This is a genomic window from Streptomyces sp. NPDC036813 (genome assembly GCF_055609245.1).
Genome location: NZ_JBVJPV010000005.1, coordinates 142,995 through 156,239 on the forward strand (window position 1 = coordinate 142,995; position 13,245 = coordinate 156,239).

Sequence of the window (13,245 nt, forward strand, 5' to 3'; positions counted from 1 at the left end):
CGTCAGGTGCCGGGCTTGCGGCCGTAGACGAAGACGTCGTCGCCGTTGCGCAGCAGTGACCAGTAGTTCTTCGCGTCGGTCTTGGTCATGTTGACGCAGCCGTGCGAGCCGGGCGGGTTCCACATGCTCACGCCGACCGAGTGGAAGGCCTGCCCGCCGTCGAAGAACTGGCTGTAGGGCATGGCCACGTGGTAGACGCTGGAGACGTGGTCGATGTCACGCCAGTAGATCTTCTTCAGGCCGGTGCGGGTCTCGTAGCCGTCCCGGCCGGTGCGCACCGGGACCGGGCCGTAGACGAGCTTCTTGCCGTCCTGGATCCAGCTGAGCTGGAGGGTGAGGTCGACACAGGCGATACGGCCCTTGTTCACCGGGCACTTGCCTGACTTGTTCGGGTTCTTCCCGACGGCCTTCTGCTTGTTCATGAGGTCCATCACGCCCCAGGTGACGGACCCGGCGTAGCCGATGTTCGGCGTGATGCCGTGTCTGGTCTGGAATGCCTGGATGGCCTTGCAGTCGGCGGACGACTGCCGGCCGTCCACCGGGCGGCCGAGGAACTTCTCGACCTGCTTCTGGTACGGGCCGGTGCTGGTGGTGCAACTCGACGCGGCCTGCGCCGGTGCGGCGCCGAGCGCCAGTGTGAGCGGCGCCACCAGTCCGGTGACGCCGAGGGCGACGGCGCCCCGACGGCCTATGTTCCTCATGTCCGGTTTCTCCCTTGCCCGTCCTGCGGTCTCTGCCAGGTAGACAGGCAGTCGGGGGTGTTGGTTGCAGGGGCCGGTCAGGCTGTGACGAATCGGTGAACTTCCGGCCCGTCGAGCCGGACGGCGGGCAGCCGCCGTCCGAAGGCGACGAGCAGCAGATCCTGCGCGGCGCCGTGCAGCGGGCTGCCGCTGCCGTACGACCAGTCGAGGTCGTCGGCGACAAGCCGGACGCCGGTGAGGTCGGCGCCGAAGAAACGGGCGCCGCGCGGGGAGAGGGTGCCGAGAACGATGCGCAGCCGGTCCTCGGGGACGCGGCGGTCGAGCCCGAGGGCGACGGTGACGTCCAAGCCGTGCACCACGTCGTGCCCGAGGGCCGCGGCGCGCCCGCCCACCGGCGGACCCCACGGATGGCGGGCGTGCGTGCGCAGGAAGCCGGCGAGTTCCGCGTCGGTGTGAGCGGCGGCGTCGCGCCGCGCGAGCCGGTCGGTCATGCGGTGCAGGCTGCCGCGCGCGGCGAGCAGCTCCCGCAGGACGCGGGGGCGGGAGTACCGGAAGCCCATCGACATGTGGGCCACCACCTCCCGCACCCGCCAGCCCGCGCACAGGCTGGGCTGCTCCCACTGGTCCGCGGTGAGCGCGCCGAACAGGTCGGACAGGTCCCGGCGTTCGGCGGCGATGGCGTGGTCTGTGGTCCCCATGCGTCCAGGATCTTGTCCGCCCGGCCATAAGTCCAAGACACGTTTGCTCTGGCATCTAGCATCGTCCGTTATGGAGTTGAGGCAGCTGCACTACTTCGTGACCGTCGTGGAGGAGGGCGGCTTCACCCGGGCCGCCGAGCGGCTGCATCTGGCGCAGCCGGGGCTGAGCGCGCAGATCCGGCGGCTGGAGCGGGAGCTGGGCCATCCGCTGCTGGACCGCTCGGCGCGCGCGGTGCGGCCGACGGAGGTCGGCGAGGCAGTGCTGCCGTACGCGCGGGCCGCGCTGGCGGCGGTGGACGGGGTGCGGCAGGCGGTGGAGGAGTTCACGGGGCTGCTGCGCGGCCGGGTCGCGATCGGGATGGTCCCGGGCACACTCGGGCACACGATGGATCTGATCGGGCTGCTGGCCGCCTTCCACGAGGAGCATCCCCGGGTGGAGATCACGCTCACCGAGGACACCTCCGACCGGATGCTGGAGGCGGTGCGCCGCGGCGAGCTGGACCTCGCGGTCGCGGGGCTCGCCGAGGAGGAACCGCCGCCGGGCGTAGGCCACCAGGTGGTCATCGACGAACCGCTCAGCGCTGCCGTCGCCGCAGGACACGAGCTGGCAACCGCCCATGGGGGCCGCGGCGCCCTGCCGGTCGCCGCGCTGGGCGGGCATCCGCTGATCACCCTGCCGCGCGGCACCGGGGTGCGCGGCGTCCTGGAGCGGTTGTGCGCCCAGGCCGGGTTCCGGCCGCGGGTCGCCTTCGAGGCGGCGACCCCACGGGCACTGGTCGACCTGGCCGCGCGCGGGCTCGGAGTGGCCGTCGTACCGGGGCGGCCCACGGGCGAGGGGCTGCGGGTGTGGCGTGTCGACGATCCGCGGGCGCGCGGCCGGGTGGCGCTTGCCTGGCGGTCGGACGGCCCCGTCTCACCCGCGGCTCGCGCACTGCTCGGGCGGCTGCGCAGGGCCGTGGCGCAGGTGAACGGAGGGCGGTCCAGGGCAGACTGACGGCCCGTCGGGGCATGTCGGCTTCCGTCGTGTGCCGCCGTGGGGATCCCTGCGGACGGATACCGTGCCGGCATGTGGACGTTCATACAGCAACTGCCGGCCCTGCTCGGTGTGGTGATCGGTGCGGTCGGTTCCTATCTGGCGGTCGTGCGGGCGGACCGGGCGCGGTTCCGGCGGGAGCGGGCGACGCGGTGGGAGGAGCGGCGGCTCGCCGTCTACTCGGACTGGGCGCGCGCGGTGAAGCAGTCGGTGACGCTGACCTACCGGGTCGCCGCCCACTTCGGCAACGACCCGCACCCGCACCCTCTGACGCCCGAGGAGGCGGAGCCGCTGCTGGCCGAGGCGGCGCTCGCGCGGGACCCCTCCGGGGAGGCTCTCCTCATGCTGGGCAGCACCGGGGTGGTGGAGAAGGCACGCGCGTGGGTCGTCGTCGCGCTCGACATGGAGAACTTCGTGCGCGCCGGCACCCGTGACCCGGGGGCGTGGCAGATCCTGCTCGACCGGCAGCGCACCGGCCGCGAGGAGTTCTACGCGGCCGTGCGCGAGGACCTGGCCCTGCCGCCGGGACACTCGGCACGCTGGGCGCTGCCGGACACGTCCGCGGGCCGGCGGTAGCAGGGCCGGTGGGCCGCCGAGCAGGGCCGGTGGGGCCGCCAAGCGGAGCCGGTGGTGGCGGGGCCGGTGGTGGCCGGCGGTGGCAGGGCCGGCGGGTCAGCGGTAGCCCGTGGTGTCCGCCGGCTTGCCCGCGTCCTGGACCTCGGTCAGGTAGCGCCAGGCGTCGGGACGGCTGCCGTCGAGGTCAGTGAAGCCGTACACCCGGGCCAGGCCGCCGCTGGACAGGGACCGGCCGTTGAAGCGGGCCACGTCCGGGTCGGCGGCCAGGGCGGCGACCGCGCGGCCGGCATAGCGCGGGGTCTCGGAGATCGCGAAGTGCGGCTCACGGTCGAGGGCGTCGCGCCAGTTGTCCTCGCGCACCTCGAACCGGTCGAGCATGATCTCCGAGCGCAGCCAGCCGGGGGTGAGGGCCACGGCGGTGGCGCCGCGCGGGCCGAGTTCATGGCCGAGGGAGAAGCCCATGCGCAGCACGGACGCCTTGGCGAGGTCGTAGAAGAGGTTGTTGCGGTAGGTGTCACGGTTGTATTCCGCGGTTCCGTCGGTCATCTCGACGACCAGTCCGCCTGGCCTGCGCAGCAGCAGTGGCAGGGCGTGGTGGCTGGTGACCAGGTGGGTCTCCACCGCGAGCCGCAGCAGCCTCAGCCCGTTGTCGAGGTCGTGCTCCCAGACGGGAGTGTCCCACTCGAAGAGCGTTTCGCCGCCCCAGATGTCGTTGACGAGGACGTCGAGACGGCCCTGCTCGTCGTCGACGCGGTCGACCACGGCACGCACCTGCGCGGGGTCAAGGTGGTCGGCGGGTACGGCGATGCCCTTGCCGCCCGCCTCGGTGACCAGGTCGGCGGTGTCCTCGATGGTCTCGGGGCGGTCGTACTCGGACCGCCGGGCGCGGGTGGTGCGACCGGTGACGTACACGGTGGCGCCGGCCGCGCCGAGCTCGACCGCGATCCCGCGGCCCGCGCCGCGTGTCGCCCCGGCGACGAGCGCCACCTTGCCGTCCAGCGGACGTGCCATGTCCGGCCTCCTCTTTCCCTGGGTGAGGTTCTGGTCCCGAGGGTGCCGTGGAAGCCGGACATCTCCTGTCAGGTTTTACGGCTCGTCACTCGCCCGGTCCGCCGCCGTTCAGTGCCCCCGGTCGATCCACTCCTGCAGATGGGGTGCCTCGGCGCCGATGGTGGTGGCGTCACCGTGCCCGGTGAGCACCTTCGTCTCCGGCGGCAGCTTCAGCAGACGGTCCCGCAGCGAGGTGATGATCGTCGGGAAGTGGGAGTAGGAGCGGCCGGTCGCGCCGGGGCCGCCCTGGAAGAGCGTGTCGCCGGTGAAGACGGCGCCGAGGCCCGGGTCGTAGAGGCAGACGGCGCCGGGCGCGTGCCCCGGGGTGTGCAGCACGGTCAGATCGGTGCCGGCTGCCTCGATGACCTGCCCGGCGACCAGGTGGGCGTCGGGGTCGCGGTCGGGATGGGTGAGCTTCCACAGCGGCAGGTCGTCGGGGTGCAGCCAGATCACGGCACCGGTGCGGTCGGCGAGTTCCGGCGCGGCGTTCACATGATCGTTGTGGGCGTGGGTGCACACGATCGCGGTGAGGCGCCGGTCGCCGACGGCCGCGGCGATGGCGTCGGCGTCGTGCGCGGCGTCGATGACGATCACCTCGTGGTCGTCGCCGACGATCCACACGTTGTTCTCGACGTCCCAGGTGCCGCCGTCGAGCGTGAACTGCCCTGAGGTGACGAGGCGTTCGATGCGGGCGGTCGTCACAGCGTCACCACCGAGCGCAGCACGTCGCCGTGGTGCATCCGCTCGAACGCCTTCTCCACCTCGTCCAGTTGGATCGTCTCGGTGACGAACTCGTCCAGCGGCAGCCGCCCTTGCAGATGCAGATCGATCAGCATCGGGAAGTCGCGGGAGGGCAGGCAGTCGCCGTACCAGCTCGACTTCAGCGCGCCGCCCCGGCCGAAGACGTCCAGCAGCGGCAGTTCGAGCTTCATCTCGGGCGTGGGCACCCCGACGAGCACGACGGTACCGGCGAGGTCACGAGCGTAGAACGCCTGGGTGTACGTCTCCGGGCGGCCTACGGCCTCGATGACGACGTCGGCGCCGAAACCGGCGGTCAGTTCGCGCACCGCCTCGACCGGGTCGGTGTCCTTGGAGTTGACGGTGTGGGTGGCGCCCAGGCTGCGGGCGGTGGACAGCTTGCGGTCGTCGATGTCGACGGCGATGATCCGGCCCGCGCCGGCCAGACGCGCTCCCGCGATCGCCGCACCGCCGACGCCGCCGCAGCCGATCACGGCGACCGAGTCGCCGCGGGTGACCCCGCCGGTGTTGATCGCCGCGCCGATGCCGGCCATCACCCCGCAGCCGAGCAGCCCGGCTACGGCCGGGGAGACGGCCGGGTCGACCTTGGTGCACTGGCCGGCCGCGACGAGCGTCTTCTCGGCGAACGCGCCGATGCCGAGCGCCGGGGAGAGCTCCCGGCCGGTCTCGGCGAGGGTCATCTTCTGCGTGGCGTTGTGCGTGTCGAAGCAGTACCAGGGCCGCCCCCGCAGACAGGCCCGGCACTGTCCGCACACCGCGCGCCAGTTGAGGATCACGAAGTCGCCGGGCGCGACGTCGGTGACGCCCTCCCCGACGGACTCGACCACACCGGCCGCCTCGTGCCCGAGCAGGAAGGGGAAGTCGTCGCTGATCCCGCCCTGCTTGTAGTGCAGGTCGGTGTGGCAGACACCGCATGCCTGGACGCGGACCACGGCCTCCCCGGGCCCGGGATCGGGCACGACGATCGTCTCGATGCGCACCGGCTCGTCCCTGCCCGGCGCGATCACGCCGCGTACTTCCTGCGCCATGCTGCTCCATCCTTCCCTCGACGGGGCATCCGTCCCGTTTCCGACCCTACGCGCGATCAAGCGCCGGGGGGCCGAGGACGGGAACATGCCGCGGGGTGAGGACGGCGGGCGTCATACGGCGGGCGAGGGGCCGCACATGCCGAGGGGCCGCCTCGGCGGGCGGCCCCTCGAAGATGTGCGTGGTCTCAGCCGACGGGGAGCAGGCCGGTGACCGGGGCGACCAGGTCGGTGATCTGGTGGAGCTCGTTCAGCTTGTTGAGGTCGTTCGCCTGGTTCAGCGAGGACAGCTGCTGGGAGACGCTGGGAACCTCGTCCTTGTGCTCGGCGGGGATGTCGCTGGTGGTGAGCGAGTCGAGCACGGCGATCGGGTTCAGCTGGTCGGAGCCCAGGACGCCGGCGTTGGCCGCGGGGGCGGTGATACCGGCGATCCCGGCGGCGAGTGCGGCGGCGGCGACGATACGACGAGTGGAGATCATGCCTTCAGCAACGGCGGCAGGGCCCCGATGGACACGGCCACGCGGGCCGGCTCACCCGTCAGGCGCAGTGAGCGGGCTGCGCTTGCCGAGCCCGGCGGGGCGGAGGAGCCTTTGGGGTAGGCCATGTGCGGCCCGTTCCCCTCGCTGTCGGGCCGCGGCCGGGCAAGGAGGTCACCATGGGCACCACGGCACACACCGGCTTCGACACGGAGACCCTGCGCAGAGGCATCGAGGACCGCACCGCCGAGGCGCTGCTGTCCCTGTACGCCGACGACGCGGAGATCCGTCTCGTGAACCGCAACGCTCAGCCCAGCAACCCGGCGGTGCTGCACGGCCGGGACGAGATCCGCGAGATGCTCGACGACGTCTACAGCCGTGACATGACGCACAAGCTGGAGCAGTGCGTGGTCCAGGGCGACCGCGCGGCGTACTGCGAGTCCTGCGAGTACCCGGACGGCACCCGGGTGCTGTCCGAGTCCATGATCACGCTGACCGACGGCAAGATCTCGGAACAGATCATCGTCGAGGCGTGGGACGAGTGACGGGACGAGGAAGGTCCAGGTCGGCCCACGGCTGACCTGGACCTTCCTCGTGCGGTACCGGGGGCCGGGACGGCGCGGGGGCTCGGTTACCCTGGTCGCGGGCCGTGACTGGCGCTGAGGTGGAGCACCACCGGGGAGCGGCCCCGTGGAGTCGATGCCGTGCGCCTGGGCGATGTCGTACCCGCTCAGGAGTTGCATCATGACCCAGGCCCGCCTCATGGACGGCACCGCGCTCGCCCGCCGCACCGTCGAGGAGACCGCCAAGCGCGCCGCCGACCTCACCGGGCGCACCGGGACGGCGCCCTGCCTCGCCACGGTGCTCGTCGGCGAGGACCCCGCCTCCGTCACCTATGTGCGGATGAAGCAGAACCGCTGCCGCAAGGCCGGCATCGACTCACGGCATGTGGCGCTGCCCGCGTCCGTCACGACCGAGGAACTGGTGGCGACGGTCCGGGCGCTGTCCGCCGACCCGTCCGTGCACGGCATCCTGCTCCAGCACCCGGTGGGGGACCACATCGACGAGCGCGCCGCCTTCGAGGCGATCGCGCCGGAGAAGGACGTCGACGGCGTCACCTTCGCGTCCTTCGCGACGATGAGCTTCGGCCTTCCCGGCTTCGTCTCGTGCACGCCGGGCGGGATCATGCGGCTGCTCGACGAGTACGGCGTCGACCCGTCGGGCAAGCGGGCGGTCGTCGTCGGCCGCAGCGCGATCCTCGGCAAGCCGGTCGGGATGCTGCTGCTCGCCCGCGACGCGACCGTCACCTACTGCCACTCGCGCACCGCGGACCTGTCGGCGGCCGTGCGGGAGGCGGACATCGTCGTCGCCGCCGTGGGCCGCCCCCGGCTGATCCGCGGGCAGGACCTCAAGCCGGGCGCGGTGGTGATCGACGCGGGCTACAACGAGGGCAACGTCGGTGACGTCGACTTCGACTCGGCGGTGGAGCGCGCCTCGCTGATCACCCCGGTGCCGGGCGGGGTCGGCCCGATGACCATCGCCACGCTGCTGGAGCAGACGGTGGACGCGGCGGCCCGGCAGCTCGGGGTGTCGGTGTGATCCCGTAGCGCCGAAGTGGCCGTTTCCCGCGGGTCGTTCTGTGGACCCGCGGGATCCTCGCCATACTGCGCTGGGTGCGTGTGGCGATCATGACGGCGGGGTCCCGGGGCGACGCGGCCCCTTCGCCGGTCTCGGGCACGCCCTGGCGTGGGCGGGGCACGAGGTCACCCCGGTCACCCACGAGCGGTTCGCGCCACTGCTGACGGGCTCGGGGGTGGCCGTTCACGCGCTGCCGGTGGATCCGCGCGCCGAGCTGGAGTCGGCCCGCGGGCGGGGCCTGCACCGCAGCGCGACCGGGCCGGGCAAGCTGGTGCGGGTGGTGGGGATGGCCCGGGCGCTGGCCGGCCGTACGACCGACGCGCTGCCGGCGGCCGCCGCGGACGCCGATGTACTCCTCCTCGGCGCCGCGCTCGCCCCGCTGGGGCACGCGCTCGCCGAGGGGCTGGGCCGGCCGAGCCTGGGCCTGCATCTGCAACCGCTCTCCACCACAAGGGAGTTCGCCCCGCCCCTGCTCACCACCGGCTCCTGGGGTGGCGCCGCGAACCGGGTCGCGGGTCTCGGGCTGAACCTCGCCGTGGAGCACGTCTTCGCGTCGGCCGTGCCGGCCGTCCGGGCCCGGCTCGGGCTGCCCGCGGTCCGACCGGCGGCGACGCTGCGCGCCCGGGAGCGGCAGCGCCGGCCGGTGCTGCACGGATTCAGTCCGCTGGTGGTGCCCCGGCAGCGGGACTGGCGGCCGGGCCTGGAGGTGACGGTCTACTGGTGGCCGTACGACCGGGAGAGCGAACTCCCCTGGAAGTACGGGAGTTCCTGGACGCCGGGCCTTTGCCGGTGTTCGTCGGGCTGGGCAGCGCCACCGTGCCCGATGCGGGCGGCTTCAGCGCGGCCGTCGCGGGTGCGCTGCGCCGGCCGGGGCTTCGCGGGGTGATCCAGCGTGGCTGGGGCGGGCTGAGCGCCGACGGAGACGACCTGCTGCTCGCCGAGGAGGTGCCGCACCCGCTGCTGTTCCCGCGGATGGCGGCGGTGGTCCATCACTGCGGCGCCGGGACCACCGCGGCGAGGCTGCGCCGGCGTGTCGGCGGTGCCGGTGCCGATCCAGTTCGACGAACGCTTCTGGGCCGGCCGGCTTCGCCCTGGGTGTGGCCCCGGGCACGCTGCCGCTGCGCCGCCTCACCGCCGGCGCGCCGGCCTCAGCACGGGTGGAGGCGGTCACGGACCCGGCGTACGGGCAGCGGGCCCGGGCCCTGGGGAGGCGGATCCGCGCCGAGGACGGCGAGGGGCCGGTCCTGCGGGCGCTGGAGCGGATCACGGCCTAGTGCGTCCGCGCTCTTGCCGGGGCGGGCAACCCTTCCTTACTTTGCAGTAAGTCTCTTGTGCACCACGCGTGTTCGGGTTCCACCCCACCCCGAGGAGCCGTCATGCCCGCCTTTCGACCCCGACTTCTGTGCACGGTCGCCGCCGCGCTCGCGCTCACCACCGCCTCCCCCGCCACCGCCGCCCACGCCGATGCCGCAGGGCTGCGGGAGGTGCTGTTCGTCGGCAACAACTGGGACGGCACGGCCGACGTCATCGCCTCCACCGGCGACTTCGCGCGGATCGGCCGCATAAACGTCGTACCGGACAAGGAACAGCGGCTGGCGGAGATCAACGCCGATCCGGTCAAGTGGGTGTACTTCATGGCGATCCGCAACAGCGTCGGCGAGGGCCACGACCAGTTCGCCGACGACATGTACTCCACGCCCGACGGCCGCTCGGTCGTCGTCTCACGGCCCAGCTTCGCCGACGTCGTCTCGATCGACCTGGCCACCGGCAGGCTCAACTGGCGTTTCCCGGTGTCCGGGTACCGCGCCGACCACATGGCCGTCTCCCCCGACGGGACCCGGGTCGCGGTGTCCGCGTCCACCGCGAACACCGTGCACGTCCTGGACATCGTCACCGGCCGGCAGCTCGGCTCCTTCGCCACCGGGGACAAGCCGCACGAGAACATCTTCACCAAGGACGGCAAGTACTTGTGGAACATGGCCATCGGCGACGTGAACACCGCGCTGGACGCGCCGTGGCTGGACTGGACGAAGGGTGACAGGCACATCACGGTCGTCGACGCGACGACGTACAAGCCGGTCAAGGTGATCGACATGCGCGAGCGGCTCGACGCGATCGGGCTGAAGGACTACTCCGACGCGGTGCGGCCGGCCGTCTTCTCCCCCGACGAGTCGACGCTGTACTTCCAGGTGTCGTTCTTCAACGGCTTCTTCGAGTACGACCTCGCCACGGACAGGATCACCCGGACCAAGACCCTGCCGAAGAACCCCGCCACCAGTGACGACCGCACCACCTTCGTCAACGACTCGCGCCACCACGGCCTGTCGATGAACCCGGACGGCAGCAAGCTGTGCGTGGCGGGCACGATGGACGACTACGCGACCGTCGTCGACCGCGCCACCCTCCAGGAGGGCCCGCTGGTCCCCGCGTCCAAGCCGTACTGGGCGACGGTCAGCGGCGACGGCCGGGACTGCGTGATCTCCGAGAGCGGCGCCGACCAGGTCACGGCCATCGACTTCGCCACGGGACGCAAGCGTGTGTCGGTCCCGGTCGGCGACCACCCGCAGCGGGTGCGGCTGGGCCATGTCTCCGCAGGCTGGAGCGGTCCGAGCAGCTGAGCGCGGACCAGTCCGGCGGGGAGAAAAATCCGTCGGCGCCTGTGTGTGGCAGGGGCGATATGGGGTAGTCACGCCATATATGGACGAGGCATGCACGGCATGCGTCGCCGTTAGGGAACCGTCCCGTCGAAGGAGGTCCGTGACAGCGCAATCCACTCGCAGCGCCCGGGCCGCTTCCACCGAGGTGAGGCGGCCCGGCCCATGTCCGAAACCCGCAGGCCAGCCGCCGCTCGCAGACGCGGGCAGCAGCGCCCCGGGCAGGACGGCGAGTACGAGGAGCGCGGCGGCCGCACAGACACGGGCGGAGGCTCCCCGGCCGCTCGGGGGAGGAGGCGATGCGTCGACCACAGCCGGGGTGAGCAGGCCGGGACCGGTCCCCCGGAACAGGAACGCGACGACGGGCGTCCACGTCGGGTGCCCGGACGCCGGGGCGGTGAATCGGCTCCGGCGGGGCGGCCCGCCGGGGCCGTGACGCGGGCCGGCGGGCGGTGGTCGTCAGCGCGGCGGCAACCGGTGCAGGACGACGTCCGTGAGCCGGCCGTCGGCCACGGCGGCCGTGAGATAGGTGCAGTGGGGCTGGCGACGGCGGTCGGTCGGGGAGCCGGGGTTGAGCAGCCGCAGGCCGCCGGGCGCGGTGGTGTCCCAGGGGATGTGGCTGTGCCCGAAGACCAGGACGTCCAGGTCGGGGAAGCGGGCGGCGCAGCGTGCCTCGCGGCCCTGGGCGGGGCCGGTCTCGTGGACCACGCCGAAGCGCAGGCCGCCCAGTTCGGCGCGGGCCACTTCGGGCAGGCGGGCGCGCAGCTCGGGGCCGTCGTTGTTGCCGTACACCGCGATCAGCCGGCGGCTGCGGCTCTCCAGCAGGTCGAGGGTGGCGGTGTCGACCCAGTCGCCGGCGTGGAGGACGACGTCGGCGTCGGGCAGTTCGGCGAGCAGCGGCGCCGGCAGTTCCTTGGCGCGCTTGGGGAGATGGGTGTCGGACATCAGCAGCAGGCGCACGGCTTCAGCGTACGGCGCGGGTCCGCGGCGGCGGGGCGTCGGCTCGCGGCAGGGGCGCCCGCTTGTCTTCAGGAGAAACTGTTCAGGAAGGCTGTTCAGGTGAAACTGGACAGTTTTACCTGAAGAAACTACCGTCGGGGCATGGCCCACGAGGAGAACGCCCCGCAGATCTCCGGCAGCGCCGTCCGCGCCGCCCAGGAGCTGCGCGTCCTGATCGGGCGGCTGCGTCGCCGCGTCCGTGCGGTCGCCGGGGACGACGCGCTCACCCCGTCGCAGGTCTCCGCGCTGACCCTGGTCGGCAAGCACGGCGCGGCCACGGCGAGCGCGCTCGCGTCCGCCGAGGGGGTGCGTCCGCAGTCGATGGCGGCCACCCTGGCTGCGCTGGAGCAGCACGGGCTGATCCGGCGCAGCCCCGATCCCGCCGACGGCCGGCGCCAGCTGGTCACCCTGACCGAGTCCGGCCAGGACCGTGTCGCCGGTGACCGGCAGGCCCGCGAGGAGTGGCTGGCCCGCGCCCTGCAGGACCGGTTCACGGAGGCCGAGCGGCACACGGTGCTCGAGGCGCTGGCCTTGCTGGAGCGGCTCTCGCAGCCGTGAGGCCCCTCGCAGCCGTGACGCCCCCTCGCTCCTGAAAGCCCGGACCGCTCACCCGAAGTCCGCAGAACACCACCGAAAGGCCCGACCATGGCAGTCACCGCTCTCGATCCGCGCACCGCTCTCGTGGTGATCGACCTCCAGGCGGGGATCGCCGCCGCGCCCGTGCAGCCGCACTCGGGCGCCGATGTCGTCGCCCGTGCCGCCCGGCTGGCCGACGCGTTCCGGGAGCGCGGTCTGCCGGTCGTGCTGGTGCGTGTGTCGTTCGCCGCCGACGGCGCCGACGCCGTCCCCGGACGCACCGAAGCCCCCCGGGCGGGAGGGGCCCGCCCCGAGGGCTGGGACGTCATCGTGCCGGAACTGGCCGGGCACACGGAGGACATCGCCGTCACCAAGCACAACTGGGGTGCCTTCCACGGCACCGACCTGGACGTGCAGCTGCGTCGCCGCGGAGTGACGCAGATCGTGCTGACCGGCATCGCCACCAGCATCGGCGTCGAGTCGACCGCTCGTGCCGCGCACGAGCACGGCTACCACGTCACCCTCGTCACGGACGCCATGAGCGACATGGACGCCGAGGCGCACGCGAACAGTGTGCGGCGGATCTTCCCGCGACTGGGCGAGACGGGCACGACCGAGGAGATCCTCGAACTCCTCGCCAAGACGCACGCCTGACGCGCGCCCGAACACTCGGTCTGACCGTTGGCCTCCGTGCCGGCCGGGGCCCGGCCTGCGTGCCTGCCGGGGGCCTCGCCTCAGTCCTCGCCCCGGACGATGTTCCCATCGGCACCGGTGCGCGACGCGGGCTCTGCGCCGGGGTCCTCCACGGCGGGAAGGCAGGTGCGCAGCGCGCGTTGGCGCCGCAGCCTGCGGGCCCTCGCCCAGCCGGTCTCGGCTCGGCGTATGACGGTCTTGTCCTGGGACTGAGCGGTCGTCACGGCGTCTCATCTTCCTTCTGCTGCCCGCGCGTTCCTTCGTTCGCACTACGTCGCCGAGTCCCCGGACGTCCCGGATTCAAACAGACGTCCACAAGGCGGGCGACGGTCGCGGATACGCCGTAGGGCGCACCTCCGGCCCGGGC

15 protein-coding genes, 1 pseudogene and 1 riboswitch are annotated in these 13,245 nt (G+C 72.7%); of the genes and pseudogenes, 8 read left to right on the forward strand and 8 right to left on the reverse strand.

Features of this window, described 5'->3' with window-relative positions:
• Window positions 1-2: 2 nt before the first annotated feature.
• Both ACZ67Q_RS13145 and ACZ67Q_RS13150 read right to left on the reverse strand, forming a co-directional pair.
• On the reverse strand, window positions 3-701 hold the full coding sequence (locus tag ACZ67Q_RS13145) for a L,D-transpeptidase family protein (protein ID WP_471180447.1): 699 nt from the start codon (window positions 699-701) through the stop codon (window positions 3-5).
• Window positions 702-778: 77 nt separating this feature from the next.
• Window positions 779-1,399: a maleylpyruvate isomerase family mycothiol-dependent enzyme gene (locus ACZ67Q_RS13150; protein ID WP_471180450.1), complete on the reverse strand. Its 621-nt coding sequence runs from the start codon at window positions 1,397-1,399 to the stop codon at window positions 779-781.
• A 70-nt stretch (window positions 1,400-1,469) separates the two neighbouring features.
• Between ACZ67Q_RS13150 and ACZ67Q_RS13155 the strand changes: the two genes are divergently transcribed.
• Both ACZ67Q_RS13155 and ACZ67Q_RS13160 read left to right on the forward strand, forming a co-directional pair.
• On the forward strand, window positions 1,470-2,393 hold the full coding sequence (locus ACZ67Q_RS13155) for a LysR substrate-binding domain-containing protein (protein ID WP_471180453.1): 924 nt from the start codon (window positions 1,470-1,472) through the stop codon (window positions 2,391-2,393).
• Between the two features lie 72 nt (window positions 2,394-2,465).
• Entirely contained in the window at window positions 2,466-3,008 is a 543-nt protein-coding gene (locus tag ACZ67Q_RS13160; RefSeq protein WP_471180455.1) for a hypothetical protein, read from the forward strand.
• A 96-nt stretch (window positions 3,009-3,104) separates the two neighbouring features.
• Here ACZ67Q_RS13160 and ACZ67Q_RS13165 read toward each other — a convergent pair whose 3' ends face one another.
• The 4 genes from ACZ67Q_RS13165 to ACZ67Q_RS13180 form a co-directional block, all read right to left on the reverse strand.
• Window positions 3,105-4,019: an SDR family oxidoreductase gene (locus ACZ67Q_RS13165; protein WP_471180457.1), complete on the reverse strand. Its 915-nt coding sequence runs from the start codon at window positions 4,017-4,019 to the stop codon at window positions 3,105-3,107.
• A 108-nt stretch (window positions 4,020-4,127) separates the two neighbouring features.
• Entirely contained in the window at window positions 4,128-4,760 is a 633-nt protein-coding gene (locus ACZ67Q_RS13170) for an MBL fold metallo-hydrolase (protein WP_471180460.1), read from the reverse strand.
• The gene (locus ACZ67Q_RS13175) at window positions 4,757-5,845 is read right to left on the reverse strand and encodes an S-(hydroxymethyl)mycothiol dehydrogenase (RefSeq protein WP_471180462.1); all 1,089 of its coding nucleotides are present in this window, start codon (window positions 5,843-5,845) and stop codon (window positions 4,757-4,759) included. The genes ACZ67Q_RS13170 and ACZ67Q_RS13175 overlap by 4 nt, the downstream gene beginning before the upstream one ends.
• Before the next feature lie 185 nt (window positions 5,846-6,030).
• Complete coding sequence (locus ACZ67Q_RS13180) at window positions 6,031-6,321, reverse strand: hypothetical protein (protein WP_471180464.1); 291 nt, start codon at window positions 6,319-6,321, stop codon at window positions 6,031-6,033.
• Between the two features lie 176 nt (window positions 6,322-6,497).
• On the opposite strand from ACZ67Q_RS13180, the gene ACZ67Q_RS13185 reads away from it, so the two are divergent.
• The 4 genes and pseudogenes from ACZ67Q_RS13185 (at window position 6,498) to ACZ67Q_RS13200 (ending at window position 10,574) form a co-directional block, all read left to right on the forward strand.
• Window positions 6,498-6,863 carry a nuclear transport factor 2 family protein gene (locus tag ACZ67Q_RS13185; RefSeq protein ID WP_471180467.1) on the forward strand — a complete coding sequence of 122 codons (366 nt, stop codon included), beginning with the start codon at window positions 6,498-6,500 and terminating at the stop codon, window positions 6,861-6,863.
• A 94-nt stretch (window positions 6,864-6,957) separates the two neighbouring features.
• Window positions 6,958-7,041: riboswitch (ZMP/ZTP riboswitch) on the forward strand.
• Between the two features lie 21 nt (window positions 7,042-7,062).
• Window positions 7,063-7,917 (forward strand): bifunctional 5,10-methylenetetrahydrofolate dehydrogenase/5,10-methenyltetrahydrofolate cyclohydrolase, encoded by an 855-nt coding sequence (locus ACZ67Q_RS13190; protein ID WP_471180469.1) that lies wholly within the window; start codon window positions 7,063-7,065, stop codon window positions 7,915-7,917.
• 89 nt (window positions 7,918-8,006) lie between these two features.
• Window positions 8,007-9,230 (forward strand): annotated as a pseudogene (locus ACZ67Q_RS13195) (glycosyltransferase).
• 102 nt (window positions 9,231-9,332) lie between these two features.
• Window positions 9,333-10,574 (forward strand): YncE family protein, encoded by a 1,242-nt coding sequence (locus tag ACZ67Q_RS13200; RefSeq protein WP_471180471.1) that lies wholly within the window; start codon window positions 9,333-9,335, stop codon window positions 10,572-10,574.
• Between the two features lie 495 nt (window positions 10,575-11,069).
• On the opposite strand, the gene ACZ67Q_RS13205 is transcribed toward ACZ67Q_RS13200, so the two are convergent.
• Window positions 11,070-11,570, reverse strand: a complete 501-nt coding sequence (locus tag ACZ67Q_RS13205) for a metallophosphoesterase family protein (protein ID WP_471180474.1) — start codon at window positions 11,568-11,570, stop codon at window positions 11,070-11,072.
• A 141-nt stretch (window positions 11,571-11,711) separates the two neighbouring features.
• On the opposite strand from ACZ67Q_RS13205, the gene ACZ67Q_RS13210 reads away from it, so the two are divergent.
• Entirely contained in the window at window positions 11,712-12,167 is a 456-nt protein-coding gene (locus tag ACZ67Q_RS13210; protein ID WP_471180476.1) for a MarR family transcriptional regulator, read from the forward strand.
• A gap of 87 nt (window positions 12,168-12,254) precedes the next feature.
• Complete coding sequence (locus ACZ67Q_RS13215; protein WP_471180479.1) at window positions 12,255-12,839, forward strand: hydrolase; 585 nt, start codon at window positions 12,255-12,257, stop codon at window positions 12,837-12,839.
• 80 nt (window positions 12,840-12,919) lie between these two features.
• Here the strand turns inward: ACZ67Q_RS13215 and ACZ67Q_RS13220 are convergent, their stop codons facing one another.
• A complete protein-coding gene (locus tag ACZ67Q_RS13220) occupies window positions 12,920-13,102 on the reverse strand; it encodes a hypothetical protein (protein WP_471180481.1) in 183 nt (60 codons plus the stop codon).
• Window positions 13,103-13,245: the final 143 nt, after the last annotated feature.

Bases quoted from the DNA above. Each gene is read 5' to 3' on its own strand.
- ACZ67Q_RS13215 (WP_471180479.1), top strand. From the start codon at position 12,255: ATGGCAGTCACCGCTCTCGATCCGCGCACCGCTCTCGTGGTGATCGAC.
- ACZ67Q_RS13150 (WP_471180450.1), bottom strand. From the start codon at position 1,399: ATGGGGACCACAGACCACGCCATCGCCGCCGAACGCCGGGACCTGTCC.
- ACZ67Q_RS13145 (WP_471180447.1), bottom strand. From the start codon at position 701: ATGAGGAACATAGGCCGTCGGGGCGCCGTCGCCCTCGGCGTCACCGGA.
- ACZ67Q_RS13155 (WP_471180453.1), top strand. From the start codon at position 1,470: ATGGAGTTGAGGCAGCTGCACTACTTCGTGACCGTCGTGGAGGAGGGC.
- ACZ67Q_RS13185 (WP_471180467.1), top strand. From the start codon at position 6,498: ATGGGCACCACGGCACACACCGGCTTCGACACGGAGACCCTGCGCAGA.
- ACZ67Q_RS13160 (WP_471180455.1), top strand. From the start codon at position 2,466: ATGTGGACGTTCATACAGCAACTGCCGGCCCTGCTCGGTGTGGTGATC.
- ACZ67Q_RS13165 (WP_471180457.1), bottom strand. From the start codon at position 4,019: ATGGCACGTCCGCTGGACGGCAAGGTGGCGCTCGTCGCCGGGGCGACA.
- ACZ67Q_RS13210 (WP_471180476.1), top strand. From the start codon at position 11,712: ATGGCCCACGAGGAGAACGCCCCGCAGATCTCCGGCAGCGCCGTCCGC.
- ACZ67Q_RS13180 (WP_471180464.1), bottom strand. From the start codon at position 6,321: ATGATCTCCACTCGTCGTATCGTCGCCGCCGCCGCACTCGCCGCCGGG.
- ACZ67Q_RS13175 (WP_471180462.1), bottom strand. From the start codon at position 5,845: ATGGCGCAGGAAGTACGCGGCGTGATCGCGCCGGGCAGGGACGAGCCG.
- ACZ67Q_RS13200 (WP_471180471.1), top strand. From the start codon at position 9,333: ATGCCCGCCTTTCGACCCCGACTTCTGTGCACGGTCGCCGCCGCGCTC.
- ACZ67Q_RS13190 (WP_471180469.1), top strand. From the start codon at position 7,063: ATGACCCAGGCCCGCCTCATGGACGGCACCGCGCTCGCCCGCCGCACC.